Below are 15686 nucleotides of genomic sequence, written 5' to 3'. Positions count from 1 at the left end.
CGCGCGGATATCTGTTACTGCCGATATCCGCCCAGGAACCGCCCGATCCGCCCGATCGCCGCCTCCAGGTCGTCCGCGTACGGCAGCGTGAGGATGCGGAAGTGGTCGGGGGTCGGCCAGTTGAAGCCCGTGCCCTGGACGACCTGGATCTTCTCCCGGAGCAGGAGGTCCAGGACGAACTTCTCGTCGTCGTGGATCTTGTGGACCTTCGGGTCGAGGCGAGGGAACGCGTACAGGGCGCCCTTCGGCTTCACGCAGGAGACCCCCGGGATCTCGTTGAGCTTTTCCCACACCACGTTGCGCTGTTCGTGCAGTCGCCCGCCGGGGACCGTCAGGTCGCGGATGGACTGACGGCCGCCGAGCGCGGCCTGGATGGCGTACTGCGCGGGCGCGTTGGGGCACAGCCGCATGGAGGCCAGCATCGTCAGGCCCTCCAGGTAGTTCTTGGCGTGCTGCTTCGGGCCCGTCACCACCAGCCAGCCCGAGCGGAAGCCTGCCACGCGGTACGTCTTCGACAGGCCGCAGAAGGTGAGGACGACCAGGTCGGGGGCGAGCGCGGCGGCCGAGTGGTGCACGGCGTCGTCGTAGAGGATCTGGTCGTAGATCTCGTCGGCGAAGACCATCAGGCCGTGGCGGCGGGCGAGGTCGAGGATGCCCTCGATGATCTCCTTGGGGTAGACGGCGCCGGTGGGGTTGTTCGGGTTGATGATGACGACGGCCTTGGTGCGGTCGGTGATCTTCGCCGCCATGTCGTCCAAGTCCGGGTACCAGTCGGCCTGTTCGTCGCAGAGGTAGTGGACCGCCTTGCCGCCGGAGAGGGTCGTCACCGCCGTCCACAGCGGGAAGTCCGGGGCGGGGATGAGGATTTCGTCGCCGTCCTCCAGCAGTGCCTGTACGGCCATGGAGACCAGCTCGGAGACGCCGTTGCCCAGGAACACGTCGTCCACGTCGACTTCGAGGCCCAGGGTCTGGTAGCGCTGGGCGACCGCGCGGCGGGCCGAGAGGATGCCGCGCGAGTCCGTGTAGCCGTGGGCCTGGGGGAGCATCCGGATCATGTCCTGGATGATCTCCTCGGGCGCCTCGAAGCCGAAGAGCGCGGGGTTGCCGGTGTTCAGGCGCAGGACGCTGTGGCCCGCCTCCTCCAGTGCGTTGGCGTGCTCGATCACCGGACCGCGGATCTCGTAACAGACCTCGCTGAGCTTGCTCGACTGCCGGAACTCCATTGCGCCCTCGCCCCATCGGGTTCGTGTGTTGCTTGGTTTTACCAAGTGTGAGCTTGGAAAGTCCAACAACATGTCTAGACTGCGTCGCATGTCACCTCGCCGAAGCTACGACCAGTACTGTTCCGCGGCCCGGGCGCTCGACCTCGTCGGCGACCGCTGGACCCTGCTGATCGTCCGCGAACTCCTCGCCGGCCCGCGCCGTTACACGGACCTGCACGCGGATCTCCCGGGTGTCAGCACGGACGTACTCGCCTCACGGCTGAAGGACATGGAGCGGGACGGGTTGACGACCCGTAGGCGGCTGCTGCCTCCGGGTGCCGCCTACGTCTACGAACTCACCGGCCGGGGGCGGGAGTTGCTGCCCGTGCTGCAAGCCCTCGGTGCGTGGGGCGCGCCCGAGCTGGGGGAGCGGCGGCCGACGGACGCGGTGCGTGCGCACTGGTTCGCGCTGCCGTTGCTGCGCGCGCTGGAGGGCGAGGGGCTGGTCGAAGTCCGGCTGGAGGAGGGGGAGTTCCATCTGTGGGTGGGGGCGGAGGGGGATGGGCCTGTCTACGGCGAAGGGCCTGCGCCCCGGGAGCCGGATGCTCGGCTGGTGCTCGGTGTCGACACCTGCACGGCCGTCGCCCAGGGAGAGTTGAGCCTTCCCGACGCGGTGCGTGCCGGACGTGCCGAGGTGAGCGGCGAGGGCACGCTCGCGAAGGCGCTGCGGGAGGGGTGAGACGCGGCCTGAAACGGCAGAAGGCCCGCCAGGAGCGGGCCTTCTGATGAACCGTCACACAGTGGGCGGAACCCGCCTGGGTTGTCCCGACCCGCGCGTGAGCGCGTAGCCGCCGATCCCCGCGAGCGCGGCGAGCACGCCACCCACACCCGTCCACACCCAGCGGTCGGACCACCAGCCGGACGACCAGCCGCCGTCCGGCTCGATGCTGGACAGCGCGGCCGAGGTCGAGGACGAGGACGACGAACTGTCGTCATTAGACGTCGACTTGACCGCGATCCCCGGCGTCAGCGGCTGCGCCAGCGAACCGTCCACCGCCGCCGAACCACCGATGTCCTTGGAGTCCACCCGCAGCTCGGTGCTCACCGGGAGACCCAGGTCCGAGGACGGGAGATCCACGACCGTCAGCCGGACGTAGTACGTGCCCGGCAGCGGATCGTTGGCCCAGGTCTCCGACCAGGCACGGACGGTACGCAGCGTGCACGCCAGGTCCAGGGAGGTCGCGTCCTGCGCGGCGGTGCGCGTCGCGGCCCCGTACTGGCAGGCCTGGCGGCGCCGCAGCCCGTCGTAGACGTCGAGCTGCCAGGTCTCGCCAGCGTGCGTCTCCGGCAGCTTCACCGTCGCCTTGACGGTGGGGCGTTGGCCGGCGTCCGCGGCGAACGACCAGTACAGGTAGTCACCTGTGGAGCCGCTCGCGGTGGCCTGTTGGCCCTGGTCGAGTTCCGTCGCCGTACGGAAGGAGGTGCCGGCCTGGGTGGGGGCCGAGCTGTCGTCGGAGGAGGAGGGGCTCGCCGAGGGCGAGGAGTCCGCCACCGCGGGTCCCGCGGCCAGCCCCGCCAGCAGCAGGGCCGTGCTCAACACGCGTGTGATCCGCATCAGTTGGTCCTCCAGACCGCGAGACGCCAACGGGACACCCAGCCCCAGAGCAGACCCGCCACGAAGCCGGTCAGCACGAGGGCGCCGAGGAGCCACCAGCCGCGGCCGAGGCCGAAGGAGGCCACGTCGCTCGCCTTGCTGGGTCCGTCCACGACGTCGACGGTGAGTTCGAGGGGCAGACCGGGGGTGGTCTTCACCCCGGAGACGGCCGAGAAGGAGTTGGTGACCTGGAGACACACGGTCTCGGCCGGGGCGTTGTCGTCGTCGCTCTCGGCCTTCGGGTAGCGCAGGCCGGTGGAGATGACGTCCGTACGGCCGTTGCCCGTGCCCTCGCCGCGTACGATCTCGCGGCCGTGCACGGTGACCGCGCGCAGCAACACCCCGTAGTCCGGGTTGACTTCACGGTCGGCGCCCACGCTCACCGAAGCGCGCAGTTCCTGGCCGGGGTTGACGTCCACGCGGTAGAAGCGCTGCTTGCCGAACTCCTCGCGGTCCGTGTACAGACCGGACTTGAGGGTCGGGGCGCTGGTGCACTGCGCGGTGCCCTCGGTGGCGACCGGGGTCACCACCGGGTCGGCGGCGCGGTCCACCAACTGGCCGACACGGTCGGAGAGTTCCTCCTTGTGCTGCACGGAGGTGTACGTGCCGCCGGTCGCGTCCGCGATGCAGCTGAGCTGGTCGCGGGTCTTGGCGTCCGGCACCAGGCCCAGCGTGTCGATGGTCAGGCCGATGCCCTTGGCCGCGATCTCGCGGGCCACCTCGCACGGGTCCAGCGGCTGGCAGGTGTCCTCGCCGTCGCTGATCAGGACGATACGGCGGGTGCCGTCACCGCCGTTCAGATCGTCCGCCGCCTTCAGCAGCGCGGGGCCGATCGGCGTCCAGCCGGTGGGCGTGAGCGTCGCCACCGCGGTCTTGGCCTCGGTGCGGTTCAGGGTGCCCACCGGGTACAGCTGCGCGGTGTCCTTGCAGCCCGTCTTCCGGTCGTTGCCGTGGTAGTTGGCGCCCAACGTGCGGATGCCGAGCTGCACTTCCTCGGGTGTCGCGTCGAGCACCTCGTTGAACGCCTGCTTCGCCGCTGCCATCCGCGAGCCGCCATCCATGTCCTTGGCGCTCATGGAACCGCTGACGTCCAGCACGAGTTCGACCTTGGGGGAGGCCGTGGAGTCCGTCTCGTCGGCGACCGCTCCGGCGGGGAAGGCGACCCCGGCCGTGAGGGTGGCGAGCAGGGCACAGATCCCCGCCGCCAGCCGTTGTCTTGTGATCATCGCCGGATCCTATTGATCAGATGGACCGGGCTCCAAAACGAGCGGGTTCGGCAGCCCGGTCCACTGGTCCCCGGGAAGCTCCGGCGACAGCCGCATCAGCGTCAACGCCTTGCTCGGCAGCGGCTCTTGGAGCAGCGCCACGAGGTCCGGCGTCCGGGGCAGATCCGGTACGACCGCCGCGAGCGCCGCCCTGAGTGCCGTACCGGAACCCGCCGTACCCGCGAGTGCTCCCGCGATGAGAGACCCGAACAGCTTGCGGCGCAGGGTGACTTCGTCGTCGGTGACGATGCGTCCGCTCAGGTCGGGCACCGGAATCCCGTGCCGGGCAAGGCGCTTGGGGCTGACGCGAATGTCGGCGAGATCGCGGTAGACCAGGCGCACGGGGGCACCCGTCCGGTCCAGCACCACCAGCAGGTTCTGACCGTGTGCCTCCAGGGCCACACCGGACTCCAGCAGCCGCAGACAGACGACGAGGGCGAGGCGCGTGAACTCGGCCAGCCAGGCGGGCGATCGGGGCAGGTCGGTGACGGCGAGGGCGGCCACCGGCAGGACCCGCTCGCCCGCTTCCGTGTCCGCGTACGTCTGCGGCGACTCGCGCAGTACGGCGGCGAGGTCGGGCGAGTCGGCCGTCACGGCGCCCAAGGTGCGGGTGACGTGCAACAGGCCGTCCGAGCGCGCCGCCAGCGTCTCCCCGAACGCGGACAACGTCGCCGAGAGACCGATCGAGTAGACGGAGATGTCCCGCACCGAGGACGTCAGCCGGGCGCTCAGCGCGGTCTTGATGTGCGGCCCGTCCGGCAGGGCGAGGGTCCGCAGGGACATCAGCGGACGCGCGTCCACCGGACCGTCCCCGGCCCGCTTCAGCACATGCGCCGCCTGCCACGGGTGCACCGGGATCAACAGCCGCCCCCCGTCCCGCATTTCGCCCGGCCACACCCCCGTCACCAGACACTCGTCCACCCGCACCGGCAGCGACCCGAGGGCCACCACGGGCCGGTGCTCGGGACCGTACGCGAGCTGCTCGGCCACCGAGAACCCGGGCCGGGAACGGCAGTTGGGGTGGAAGGGGTGTCCGTCGACGATCCGCTGTTCCCACTCCCAGTCGATCGCCGGCCAGCCCTCCGAGTGGGCGGGCTGGTTGGCCCGGGACAGCGCCAACGAGGCGACGCTGTGCCCGAGTTCGGCCGCGAATGCGGTCCCGTGCGGCACGGCCAGATCGGTCATCAGGCGCGCCGGATCGTCGTAGGGCACGCTGCCCAGGTGGACGACGGTGACGTACGCACCGGTCGCGTACGGATCGGCGCGCGGCCCGTGCAGCGAACGGCCGTCGGCAAGGCGCAGGACAAGGCCGGGCGTCCGGCCGACGATCCACGGCAGCGGTTCGTGGGCGAGCGCCCGCCACAGCCGTGTCAGCACCGCGGCTCGGGCACCGGGCAGTTCGGCCGCGTACCGTTGCAGGAGGTCAGGCCGTACGACGGCGAGTTCCTCGGCGACCTCGGCCTCGGGAAGCGGGGGACGGTCCACGGTCGACTCCTCGGGTGCGGACGGGGCGTCATGGTCGGTGACGACGAGAGACATACTGATCGCGATCGAAGGACACGGACTTAGGGAACGAATGGATCGCGTCGACTTCACACCCCCGGGCGACGACATGGCGGAGCGCGCCGACGCGTACGCGACCGCGCCCCTGCTCAACTGCCTGTTGCGGGAGGTGGCCCAGCCGCTCCCGGACACCGGGGAGCGTCGGGTGTACCGGCTGCCGGGCAGCGGCCGGCTGCTGCGGGTGCGCGGCGAGCGGCGGCCCGCCGAGCCCGAGGTGTACGCGGGCGGCGACTGGCACCCCGTCGGCCACGACGAACTCGTGAAACTCGTCGCCGAAGAACTGCGCCGGCACACCGGGGTGTCCAACCACGAGCTGCCCGCCGAGATGACGGACAGCCGTGACGCGGTCGCCGCGCTGCTCACCGCCCGCGACCGGGCGACGGCGCCCGACGACCCGTATCTCCGCTCCGAACAGTCCTTGATCACCGGCCATCCCTACCATCCCGCGCCGAAGGCCCGCGGCGGCGGCCCCGTCGCGGGCTGGCTGCCCTACGCCCCCGAGGCGTACGCCCACTTTCCGCTGGTGCTCCTCGGAGTGCGCGAGGACGCGGTGGTGGAGGAGGGCGACACCTCGGCCCTGGACGCCCTCGCCGAGGCCCCGCCCGGCTACCGGCTGCTGCCCGCCCACCCCTGGCAGCTCGACCTCGTCGGCACCGGCCTCGCGGAGGCCTTCGCGGACGGCCGGCTCGTCCGGCTCGGCACGACCGCGACCGAGGCCTGGCCGACGGCCGCGATCCGCACGCTCTACAGCCCCGTCGACGACCTGTTTCTCAAGTTCAGCCTCGATGTGCGCATCACCAACGACGTACGCCGCCTGTGGCGCCACGACCTGCTGAAACTCCGGCGCACCGACACGGCCGTCCAGGACGCCTTCGCGGCGATGAGCGGCCCTGCGGCCTGGCTGAGCGACCGCGGCTACCGCACCGCCGACTTCGCCTTCGAGGAACTCGCCGTCCTGGTCCGCGACGGCCTGCACGGCCATGTCCTGCCCGGCACCACGCCGCTCCTCGCCGCGGGCCTCGTGGAGGGCTTCGAGGGCAACCCGCTCGACACCACGGCCGACCCGGCGGCCTGGTGGGAGGCATATCTGCGCCAGGTCGTACCGCCCGCGCTGACCGCCTTCGCCGACCACGGCGTCGTACTCGAAGCGCATCTGCAGAACACGCTGGTCGCCGTCGACACCGACGGAATGCCCGTGCAGGCCCTGTACCGGGACGCGGAGGGCGTGAAGCTGCCGGCGGACGTGGACCGGGCCGCCGGGTGGGAGCGGCTGGTGTACTGCCTGATCGTCAACCACCTCATCGAAATCGCCGGAGTCCTCGCCGAGCGCCACCCGAAGCTGGACCCCTGGCCCGCCGCCCGCGCCGAACTGGCCCGCCACGACCTCCCCGAGGTCGCCGCCCTCCTCTCCTCACCCACCCTGCCCGGCAAGACCAACCTGCTGCTGCGCTGGACCGGAGCCGACGGCGCCGACGCGCGTTATCTGCCGCTGCCGAACCCGCTGGCCGGCTAAGCGGACCCGGTGAAGTCGACTGCGGTTCGGTAGCGCCCCGAAGGGGCGCGGGGCTGTGTCGATATGCGGCTCCGCCGCGTGGGCGCGACCCGCCACGACGGTGGCGCAGTCGTTCGACGGCCTTCGCGGCACTTCCAGCGGAGCGCTTAGGCGGTGAGCCAGTCCCGAGGTCGTAGGAACTCGGCGAGACGTTCCTCCTCGCTGCCGGGCCGTGGGACGACACCGAAGCTCCAGGACGCCAGCGGTGGCAGCGCCATCAGGACGGCCTCGGTGTTGCCCCGGCTCTCCAGCCCGAACCGGGTGCCGCGGTCGTGGATCAGGTTGAACTCCGCGTACCGTCCCCGGCGCAGCAGCTGCCACTGCCGCTCGCGTTCGCCGTAGACGGTCTGCACGCGTTGCCGCACGATCGGCAGGTAGGCGGGGACAAGGGAGTTCAGGCCCCGCTCGACGAACCCGTAGGCGCGCTCCCAGCCGTCGGGCCCCTCCGGGTGCATCCGGTCGAAGAAGATGCCGCCCACACCCCGGGTCTCCTCCCGGTGCGGCAGGTAGAAGTACTCGTCGCAGCTCTTCTTCGCCCGCGCGTAGAAGTCCGGGTCGAACGTGTCGCAGCAGTCCTTCAGAGTCCGGTGCAGATGCCGGGCGTCCTCCTCGAAGCCGTACGAGGGGGTCAGGTCGGCGCCGCCGCCGAACCACCAGACCTCGCGCCCCTCGCCGACCTCGAAGTAGCGGAAGTTCGCGTGGAAGGCGGGCACCCAGGGGTTGCGCGGATGCAGCACGGTGGACAGGCCGGTGGCGAAGAACCCGGCGCCGGGGTCGATGTCCTGCCGGTCGGTGATCGCGGCGGGCACCTGTTCGCCGTGCACCGCCGAGACGTTGACCCCGGCGCGCTCGAACACCGCGCCACCCTCCAGTATTCGGGCCCAGCCGTCCCCGCCACCGGGCCGTTCCCATGCGTGCGGCGTGAAGCGGGACTCGCCGTCGCACTCCTCGAAGGCCCGGACGAGCGCGGTCTGTGCGTCGAACATCAGCGCCAGTACCTGGTCGCGATGGGTCGTCATACGGACACCTTCACTTGTCTCGACGGGACAGGGTTCCCGGTCGGGAGACGAGTACGGGTGGGCTGAGGTTGCCCCGGAGTATCCGGCCGGAGGCCATGCCGGACAGGTGGCAGTCACCCTTGGTTACTATGCTCACTTCATGCCGAAAGCCGGAAGCAAGGGGCGCACCGTGGGTGGCGAAGGGCCCGAGAACACGCTGAGAGAGGTCACGGCAACCCGCTATGTCGCGCCCCTGCGGTCCGGCGGTTCCGTACCCGGAGTCGTCGAGGCCGACGACCTCGGCACCTACGTCGTCAAGTTCACCGGCTCCGCGCAGGGCCGCAAGGCGCTGGTCGCCGAGGTGATCGTGGGAGAGCTGGCCCGCGCCCTCGGGCTGCGCTTCCCCGAGCTGGTGCTCGTGCACTTCGATCCGGAGATCGCCGACGAGGAACCCCACCAGGAGGTCCGGGACCTGCACCGCGCGAGCGCCGGACTGAACCTCGGCATGGACTATCTGCCGGGCGCGCAGGACTTCACCCCGGAGGTCGCCGCGCGCTGCACGGTCGACCCACTGGAGGCCGGGAAGATCGTCTGGCTCGACGCGTTGACCGTCAACGTCGACCGTACGGTCCACAGCTCCAACCTGATGATCTGGCCCACGCTAGGCATCGCACCCCCGCGCCTGTGGCTCATCGACCACGGCGCCGCCCTCGTCTTCCACCACCGCTGGGACGGCGCCGACCCCACGAAGGCCTACGACTTCCGCCACCACGCCCTTGGCCACTACACCCCGAACACCCGGGCCGCAGACGCCGAGTTGGCCCCCAAGGTGACCGCGGAGCTGCTGCGCCGCATCGCGGCCGAGGTGCCGGACGCCTGGCTTGCCGACGAACCGGGCTTCGCCACACCCGACGCCGTACGGGAGGCGTACGTCGCCTACCTCCACGCGCGCGTGAAGGCCTCCGCCGCCTGGCTCCCCACCGACTTCCCCAGCGGGGAGGAACGCGCCGCCGAGGAGGCCCTCCGCGCGGCGAAGACACAGCAGGGCCGCCCGAGTTGGCTCAAGCGGGTCCCCGACCTGCACGGCAAACCGGCGGCTGAACAGGATTGGTCGGTACACCTCGGATGACGGACGTCCTCGCGGAGAACCGCGTACAGATCGAGTACTGCACCCAGTGCCGTTGGCTGCCGCGCGCGGCCTGGCTGGCGCAGGAGCTGTTGACCACCTTCGAGACCGAGTTGACGGAACTGTCCCTGAAGCCCGGCACCGGTGGTGTCTTCGTCGTCCGGGTCAACGACGAGGTCGTGTGGGACCGGCGCGAACAGGGCTTCCCGGAGCCCACGGCCGTGAAGCAGCTCGTACGCGACCGAGTGGCCCCGGACAAGTCCCTGGGCCACTCGGACAGATGACGGTGTGTCAGCCGTTGAGCTGCTCGTACGCGGGCAGCGTCAGGAAGTCCGCGTAGTCGTCGTCGAGCGCGACCTCCAGGAGCAGGTCGTGGGCCTGCTGCCAGTGGCCCGCGGCGAAGGCGTCCGCACCGATCTCGGCGCGGATGTTCTCCAGCTCCTCGGCGGCAACCTTGCGCGCCAGTTCGGGAGTTGCCTTCTCGCCGTTCTCGAACTCGACGCCCGCGTTGATCCACTGCCAGATCTGCGAGCGCGAGATCTCGGCGGTGGCCGCATCCTCCATCAGGTTGAAGATGGCGACCGCACCGAGCCCGCGCAGCCACGCCTCGATGTAACGGATGCCCACCTGAACGGCGTTGACGAGCCCCGGGTACGTCGGCTTCGCGTGCAGTGAGTCCACGGCGATCAGATCGGCGGCCTTGACGTCGACGTCCTCGCGCAGCCGGTCCTTCTGGTTCGGCTTCTCGCCGAGCACCGCGTCGAAGGAGGCCATGGCGATCGGCACCAGGTCCGGGTGGGCCACCCACGACCCGTCGAAACCGTCGCCCGCCTCACGGTCCTTGTCCGCTTTGACCTTCTCGAACGCGACCTTGTTGACCGCCTCGTCACGACGGGACGGGATGAACGCCGCCATGCCGCCGATCGCGTGCGCTCCGCGCTTGTGGCAGGTACGGACGAGGAGTTCGGTGTACGCCCGCATGAACGGGGCCGTCATCGTCACCGCGTTGCGGTCCGGGAGGACGAACCTGGGCCCGCCGTCACGGAAGTTCTTCACGATGGAGAACAGGTAGTCCCAGCGGCCCGCGTTCAACCCCGAGGCGTGGTCGCGGAGTTCGTAGAGGATCTCCTCCATCTCGTATGCGGCGGTGATCGTCTCGATCAGCATGGTCGCGCGGACGGTGCCCTGCGGGATGCCGACGTAGTCCTGCGCGAAGACGAACACGTCGTTCCACAGCCGGGCTTCGAGGTGCGACTCGGTCTTCGGGAGGTAGAAGTACGGGCCCTTGCCGAGATCCAGCAGCCGCTGCGCGTTGTGGAAGAAGTACAGCCCGAAGTCCACGAAGGCGCCCGGGACTTGCTCACCGTCGACCAGGAGGTGACGCTCGTTCAGATGCCAGCCGCGCGGCCGCATCACGACGGTCGCCAGCTCGTCCTCGGCCTTCAGGGCGTACGACTTACCGGACTTGGGGTCGGTGAAGTCGATCGCGCGCGTGTAGGCGTCGATCAGGTTGAGCTGGCCGGTGACGACGTTCTCCCAGGTCGGCGCGGAGGCGTCCTCGAAGTCCGCGAGCCAGATCTTGGCGCCCGAGTTGAGGGCGTTGATCGTCATCTTGCGGTCGGTGGGGCCGGTGATCTCGACGCGCCGGTCGTTCAGGGCGGCGGGGGAGGGGGCCACCTTCCAGGAGTCGTCGGCGCGGATCGCGGCGGTCTCCGGGAGGAAGTCGAGGGTGGAGGTACGGGCGATCTCCGCGCGGCGCTTGGCCCGGCGGGCGAGGAGTCCGGCCCGGCGGGGTGTGAACCGGCGGTGCAGCTCGGCCACGAAGGCGAGGGCCTCGGTGGTGATGACCTCCTCCTGCCGGGGGAGGGGTTCGGCGTCGACGACGACCGGCGAGGACGGCGCTGGTGCGGACATGAACTGTCACTTCCTTCAGCGTGGCACCGGGTGCCAAGTGACCCGGGTAGGGCTGGGAGCACCCGAGGGGCCGTCGGGCGCTTCTGAACAGTGGATACTAGTTTCCTCATTGTGGAAGTTCAATGGTTTGTTGATATCGAGATTCTCCGGATCGAGCCAAAGTGGCGCTCAGTGCCACCCCGCTCACTCAAGGTGGACGAGGTCCGCCTCAGTGTCGATGTCGTACGGCTCCGCCGCATCCCCGCACTCGACGAGCGTGACCGCGTCCGCGTGCGCCTTGAGGTACGCCCGCGCCCCCCGGTCCCCGGTCGCGCTCTCGGCGATCCCGGCCCAGTGCGCGGCACCGAACAGCACCGGATGCCCGCGTACCCCGTCGTAGGCGGCCGAGACGAGGGAGTCCTCGTCCGTGAACCCGGCCAGCACCCGCGCCACCGCCTCCGCGCCGATCCCGGGCTGGTCGACGAGCGACACGAGCGCCGCCCGCGCGCCCGTACCCGCCAGCGAGCCGAGCCCGGCCCGCAGCGAGGACCCCATGCCCTGCTCCCACTCCGGGTTCTCCACGACCACGCACCCGGTCAGCTCCGCCTGCTCCCGTACGGCTTCTGCGCGCGCCCCCAGGACCACATGGACGCGGGTGAGGCCGGCCGCGCGCAGGACTCCGACCGCGTGCTCCACGAGGGGCCGCCCCCGGTGTCGTAGCAGCGCCTTGGGCCGCCCGCCGAGCCGCCGGCCGCCGCCCGCGGCGAGCAGCAGCCCGGCGACCTGGTCTTCGTTTCGCGTCATGCGTCCTGCATACCTGACGCGGCGGCTACCGGACGGAATCCTCCTACTTAATTTCGGTCCACGGAGTGGCGCGCCCCGCACCGGGTGGCGTTTACTGGCCCGCGTCCCTCGGCGCCCGACCAGTGTTCGCGGGGTGCGCGGCGGGATCACAAAGTTCTTGCGCACGAAGGCGTGCGAGGGGGGAGAGCTGTGTTGCGGAGCTTGGGGCAGAGGTCATTGACCGGCAGCGACGAGGATCCGAGGGTGGCGGAACTGCGGACCGCGGTGTCCCGGTTGCGCCGCGAACTGGCCGCGCATCCGGCCGAGTTCCCCGACCGTGTCATCGCCGAGGACGAACTCGCGGCGCTGGCCGCGATGACCATCGACGGCATCCCCGAAATCCCGCGCCTGCGCCGCTCGTTGCTCCTCATCGCCGGTGCGATCGGCTCGGTGAGCGCGCTCACGAGGGGACTGACGGACGTACGCAACGCCGTGGAACTGTTCGGTCAACCGCGGCGCGGCCAGGGCTAGTTCGGCGCCGGGAACGCTCCCCGGTAGCCGGCGTCCCCGTCCCGTTGCTCGAACTCCCCGCAGAGCCAGGTCTCCTGGACGAACTCGGTGTGCTCGTCCCAGAGGGCGAAGATGCCCCGGGGTCCGTGCTTGTCGTCGATCTGACGGTAGCGGTCCTTGACGTCACGGAAGCAGGCCAGCCCCGCCATGAGTCCGTTGCCGGCCGGGTTGTAGTCGGACCATGCGCATGCGACGCAGGCCCGGATCCGGACGCCCGCCGGAAGCAGACGCTGGATGTCGGTCAGCGCCGACTCGAAGTCCCCTTGGCCGTCCCTGCTCCGGTACGCGTGCCCGTCGAGGCGCAGAGTGGTCGTCAGTGTCTCCGCGTCCAGACCCCTGCCCGGCCTGCCCGGCGCCCCGAGCCGCAACGCGCAGTCCAGCACCGCCGTACGCACGCCCTGCCCCTCGACCGCGACGGACATCGGCACCTCCCACTCCAGGAGGCAGGAGCACAACGCCCCGTCGAAGAAGGCGAACGGGGCCTCCGGCGGTTCCCCGCCGAGCGCGCCGAGGTCGTCCATGCTGTAGCCCTCGAAGCGGACGCCCCTGATCGTCGTGCGGATCAGCTCCCGGCCGTCCGACTCGAAGACGACCGCCTCGGTGCCATGCCGGTCGGTGTACCGGCCGGGCCAGAACTGCCCGGCGCTCACGCGGGGTTCTGGCTGGCCAGTGCCTCCGACAGTTCGCCGGCCACTTGCTGGAGCACCGGCACGATCTTGTCGGTCGCCGACTCGGTGACCCGGCCCGCCGGGCCCGAGATCGAAATCGCGGCGGCGGTGGGGGAGTTGGGCACGGAGACGGCGAGGCAGCGCACGCCGATCTCCTGCTCGTTGTCGTCGATCGCGTAGCCGAGGCGGCGCACGTCCTCCAGCGCCGCGAGGAAACCCTCGGGCGTGGTGATCGTCTTGTCGGTCGCGGCGGGCATGCCGGTACGGGCGAGCAGCGCGCGCACCTCGTGGTCCGGAGTGTTGGCGAGGAGGGCCTTGCCGACGCCGGTGGAGTGCGGAAGGACGCGCCGGCCGACCTCGGTGAACATCCGCATCGAGTGCTTGGACGGCACCTGCGCGACGTACACGATCTCGTCGCCGTCGAGGAGCGCCATGTTCGCCGTCTCGCCGGTCTCCTCGACCAGCCGGGCGAGGTAGGGGCGGGCCCAGGTGCCGAGCAGCCGGGACGCGGACTCGCCCAGGCGGATCAGGCGCGGGCCGAGGGCGTACCGGCGGTTGGCCTGCTGGCGGACGTAACCGCAGGCCACGAGCGTGCGCATCAGGCGGTGGATGGTGGGCAGCGGGAGGCCGCTGCTCGCGGAGAGCTCGCTCAGGCCGACCTCACCGCCCGCGTCGGCCATCCGCTCCAGCAGGTCGAAGGCGCGCTCCAGGGACTGGACACCGCCCGTGGCGGACTTGGTGGAGTCGGTGGTGCTGGCGCTGGACGGCGGCACGGCGCGTTCCTTTCGGCACGGGCGGGAAGGGCTGAAGCCTACCCGGGGGTCGGTTGACTCCCCGCCTGTGCGTAGCTACGTTCTGCTTGCCGGAAGTTTAATTCCGCTTTGTGGAAACGTCCAGAGTGTGCGCATGGGGCGCATCGTGGAGAAGTGTGCCCTTGACGGTACGGGAGCGGGAGTGAAGACTCCTTCAACAGAACGTTGAATTCCGTTACGTGGACGTAAATCCCGTTTCCCGGAAGTAACGGAAGTGACGACGGCGGCAGAGAGAGGGGTCCGGGTGTCCGACGCTGAACTGGTGGTGCGCTCCACACGTGTCATCACTCCCGAGGGGACGCGCGCGGCGGCGGTCGCGGTCGCCGGAGGAAAGATCACGGCCGTCCTCCCGTACGACGCCCAAGTCCCGTCCGGAGCACGGTTCGAGGACTTCGGCGACGACGTCCTGCTGCCCGGCCTGGTCGACACCCACGTCCATGTGAACGACCCCGGGCGTACCCACTGGGAAGGCTTCTGGACCGCCACGCGCGCGGCGGCGGCCGGCGGCATCACCACCCTGATCGACATGCCGCTCAACTCCCTCCCGCCGACGACGACGGTCGACAACCTCCGTACGAAGCAGGAAGTCGCCGCAACGAAAGCCCACATAGACGTCGGCTTCTGGGGTGGCGCCCTGCCCGACAACGTCAAGGACCTGCGCCCGCTGCACGACGCCGGAGTCTTCGGCTTCAAGGCGTTCCTGTCCCCCTCCGGCGTGGACGAGTTCCCGCACCTGGACCAGGATCAACTCGCCCTGTCCCTGGCCGAGATCGCCGGATTCGGCGGCCTGCTCATCGTCCACGCGGAGGACCCGCACCACCTCGAAGCGGCCCCGCAGCAGGGCGGCCCCAAGTACGCCGACTTCCTCGCCAGCCGCCCGCGCGACGCCGAGGACACGGCCATCGCGGGGCTGATCGCACAGGCGAAGCGGCTCAACGCGCGCGTGCACGTGCTCCACCTGTCCTCGTCGGACGCACTCCCCCTCATCGCCGCCGCGAAGGCCGAGGGTGTCCGCATCACGGTGGAGACGTGCCCCCATTACTTGACCCTCACGGCGGAGGAAGTCCCGGACGGCGCAAGCGAGTTCAAGTGCTGCCCGCCCATCCGCGAGTCCGCCAACCAGGACCTGCTGTGGCAGGCGCTGGCCGACGGCACGATCGACTGCGTCGTCACGGACCACTCGCCATCGACGGCCGACCTGAAGACCCACGACTTCGCCACCGCGTGGGGCGGCATCTCCGGCCTCCAACTCAGCCTCGCCGCAGTGTGGACGGAGGCGCGCAAGCGCGGCCACGACCTGACGGACGTCGTCCGCTGGATGTCCTCAAGGACCGCACAGCTGGCGGGACTTGACCAGAAGGGCGCCATCGAGGCGGGCCGCGACGCCGACTTCGCGGTCCTCGCACCCGACGAGACGTTCACCGTGGACCCGGCAGCCCTCCAACACCGCAACCGCGTCACGGCGTACGCCGGTAAGACCCTCAGCGGCGTCGTGAAGTCGACCTGGCTGCGCGGCGAACGCATCGTGCTGGACGGCGAGTTCACCGACCCGAAGGGCCAACTCCTGACCCGTACCCCCTGATTCACACCCCGCACCCGC

Annotated in this window: 15 protein-coding genes; 6 read left to right on the top strand and 9 right to left on the bottom strand. The window is 70.4% G+C overall.

Going from position 1 to position 15686, the window contains the following annotated elements; genetic code table 11:
- Positions 1-14: 14 nt before the first annotated feature.
- Positions 15-1223, bottom strand: a complete 1209-nt coding sequence (locus AB0I69_RS09945; RefSeq protein WP_019061942.1) for a pyridoxal phosphate-dependent aminotransferase — start codon at positions 1221-1223, stop codon at positions 15-17.
- A gap of 88 nt (positions 1224-1311) precedes the next feature.
- Here AB0I69_RS09945 and AB0I69_RS09940 point away from each other — a divergent pair, with 88 nt between their 5' ends.
- Positions 1312-1941, top strand: a complete 630-nt coding sequence (locus AB0I69_RS09940; RefSeq protein ID WP_363095107.1) for a helix-turn-helix domain-containing protein — start codon at positions 1312-1314, stop codon at positions 1939-1941.
- Positions 1942-1995: 54 nt separating this feature from the next.
- Here the strand turns inward: AB0I69_RS09940 and AB0I69_RS09935 are convergent, their stop codons facing one another.
- Genes AB0I69_RS09935 through AB0I69_RS09925 form a run of 3 tightly spaced genes read right to left on the bottom strand, consistent with a single transcriptional unit; the run spans position 1996 to position 5660 of the window.
- Complete coding sequence (locus tag AB0I69_RS09935) at positions 1996-2817, bottom strand: hypothetical protein (protein ID WP_363095106.1); 822 nt, start codon at positions 2815-2817, stop codon at positions 1996-1998.
- The gene (locus AB0I69_RS09930) at positions 2817-4082 is read right to left on the bottom strand and encodes a VWA domain-containing protein (RefSeq protein WP_363095105.1); all 1266 of its coding nucleotides are present in this window, start codon (positions 4080-4082) and stop codon (positions 2817-2819) included. Before AB0I69_RS09930 ends, AB0I69_RS09935 begins: the two co-directional genes overlap by 1 nt.
- A gap of 9 nt (positions 4083-4091) precedes the next feature.
- Positions 4092-5660: an IucA/IucC family siderophore biosynthesis protein gene (locus tag AB0I69_RS09925; protein WP_363095104.1), complete on the bottom strand. Its 1569-nt coding sequence runs from the start codon at positions 5658-5660 to the stop codon at positions 4092-4094.
- A gap of 37 nt (positions 5661-5697) precedes the next feature.
- On the opposite strand from AB0I69_RS09925, the gene AB0I69_RS09920 reads away from it, so the two are divergent.
- Positions 5698-7197, top strand: a complete 1500-nt coding sequence (locus AB0I69_RS09920; RefSeq protein WP_363095103.1) for an IucA/IucC family protein — start codon at positions 5698-5700, stop codon at positions 7195-7197.
- A 146-nt stretch (positions 7198-7343) separates the two neighbouring features.
- Here the strand turns inward: AB0I69_RS09920 and hemF are convergent, their stop codons facing one another.
- Positions 7344-8255: an oxygen-dependent coproporphyrinogen oxidase gene (hemF, locus tag AB0I69_RS09915; RefSeq protein ID WP_363095102.1), complete on the bottom strand. Its 912-nt coding sequence runs from the start codon at positions 8253-8255 to the stop codon at positions 7344-7346.
- A 139-nt stretch (positions 8256-8394) separates the two neighbouring features.
- Between hemF and AB0I69_RS09910 the strand changes: the two genes are divergently transcribed.
- Positions 8395-9363 (top strand): HipA family kinase, encoded by a 969-nt coding sequence (locus AB0I69_RS09910; RefSeq protein WP_363095101.1) that lies wholly within the window; start codon positions 8395-8397, stop codon positions 9361-9363.
- Entirely contained in the window at positions 9360-9644 is a 285-nt protein-coding gene (locus tag AB0I69_RS09905; protein ID WP_363095100.1) for a SelT/SelW/SelH family protein, read from the top strand. The genes AB0I69_RS09910 and AB0I69_RS09905 overlap by 4 nt, the downstream gene beginning before the upstream one ends.
- Before the next feature lie 7 nt (positions 9645-9651).
- Here AB0I69_RS09905 and aceB read toward each other — a convergent pair whose 3' ends face one another.
- Together aceB and AB0I69_RS09895 are read right to left on the bottom strand one after the other, a co-directional pair.
- Positions 9652-11274, bottom strand: a complete 1623-nt coding sequence (gene aceB / locus AB0I69_RS09900; RefSeq protein ID WP_363095099.1) for a malate synthase A — start codon at positions 11272-11274, stop codon at positions 9652-9654.
- Between the two features lie 183 nt (positions 11275-11457).
- Positions 11458-12057 (bottom strand): nucleotidyltransferase family protein, encoded by a 600-nt coding sequence (locus tag AB0I69_RS09895; RefSeq protein ID WP_363095098.1) that lies wholly within the window; start codon positions 12055-12057, stop codon positions 11458-11460.
- A 216-nt stretch (positions 12058-12273) separates the two neighbouring features.
- Between AB0I69_RS09895 and AB0I69_RS09890 the strand changes: the two genes are divergently transcribed.
- The gene (locus AB0I69_RS09890; protein ID WP_363095097.1) at positions 12274-12567 is read left to right on the top strand and encodes a DUF5955 family protein; all 294 of its coding nucleotides are present in this window, start codon (positions 12274-12276) and stop codon (positions 12565-12567) included.
- Here the strand turns inward: AB0I69_RS09890 and AB0I69_RS09885 are convergent.
- Complete coding sequence (locus tag AB0I69_RS09885) at positions 12564-13256, bottom strand: DUF6304 family protein (protein ID WP_363095096.1); 693 nt, start codon at positions 13254-13256, stop codon at positions 12564-12566. The two genes, AB0I69_RS09890 and AB0I69_RS09885, sit on opposite strands and share 4 nt — an antisense overlap.
- Positions 13253-14047: an IclR family transcriptional regulator gene (locus tag AB0I69_RS09880; RefSeq protein ID WP_363095095.1), complete on the bottom strand. Its 795-nt coding sequence runs from the start codon at positions 14045-14047 to the stop codon at positions 13253-13255. Before AB0I69_RS09880 ends, AB0I69_RS09885 begins: the two co-directional genes overlap by 4 nt.
- A gap of 283 nt (positions 14048-14330) precedes the next feature.
- Here AB0I69_RS09880 and allB point away from each other — a divergent pair, with 283 nt between their 5' ends.
- Complete coding sequence (gene allB, locus AB0I69_RS09875) at positions 14331-15668, top strand: allantoinase AllB (RefSeq protein WP_363095094.1); 1338 nt, start codon at positions 14331-14333, stop codon at positions 15666-15668.
- Positions 15669-15686: the final 18 nt, after the last annotated feature.

Origin of the sequence: Streptomyces sp. NPDC050508 (assembly GCF_040655155.1) — a bacterium.
Taxonomy (GTDB): Bacteria; Actinomycetota; Actinomycetes; order Streptomycetales; family Streptomycetaceae; genus Streptomyces.
This window is presented reverse-complemented; position numbering and strand designations above follow the sequence as displayed.

Coding starts and splice junctions, on each gene's coding strand:
- AB0I69_RS09945 (WP_019061942.1), bottom strand. CDS start 1,223: ATGGAGTTCCGGCAGTCGAGCAAGCTCAGCGAGGTCTGTTACGAGATC.
- AB0I69_RS09930 (WP_363095105.1), bottom strand. CDS start 4,082: ATGATCACAAGACAACGGCTGGCGGCGGGGATCTGTGCCCTGCTCGCC.
- AB0I69_RS09940 (WP_363095107.1), top strand. CDS start 1,312: ATGTCACCTCGCCGAAGCTACGACCAGTACTGTTCCGCGGCCCGGGCG.
- hemF (WP_363095102.1), bottom strand. CDS start 8,255: ATGACGACCCATCGCGACCAGGTACTGGCGCTGATGTTCGACGCACAG.
- AB0I69_RS09935 (WP_363095106.1), bottom strand. CDS start 2,817: ATGCGGATCACACGCGTGTTGAGCACGGCCCTGCTGCTGGCGGGGCTG.
- AB0I69_RS09895 (WP_363095098.1), bottom strand. CDS start 12,057: ATGACGCGAAACGAAGACCAGGTCGCCGGGCTGCTGCTCGCCGCGGGC.
- AB0I69_RS09920 (WP_363095103.1), top strand. CDS start 5,698: ATGGATCGCGTCGACTTCACACCCCCGGGCGACGACATGGCGGAGCGC.
- AB0I69_RS09925 (WP_363095104.1), bottom strand. CDS start 5,660: ATGTCTCTCGTCGTCACCGACCATGACGCCCCGTCCGCACCCGAGGAG.
- aceB (WP_363095099.1), bottom strand. CDS start 11,274: ATGTCCGCACCAGCGCCGTCCTCGCCGGTCGTCGTCGACGCCGAACCC.
- AB0I69_RS09905 (WP_363095100.1), top strand. CDS start 9,360: ATGACGGACGTCCTCGCGGAGAACCGCGTACAGATCGAGTACTGCACC.
- AB0I69_RS09910 (WP_363095101.1), top strand. CDS start 8,395: ATGCCGAAAGCCGGAAGCAAGGGGCGCACCGTGGGTGGCGAAGGGCCC.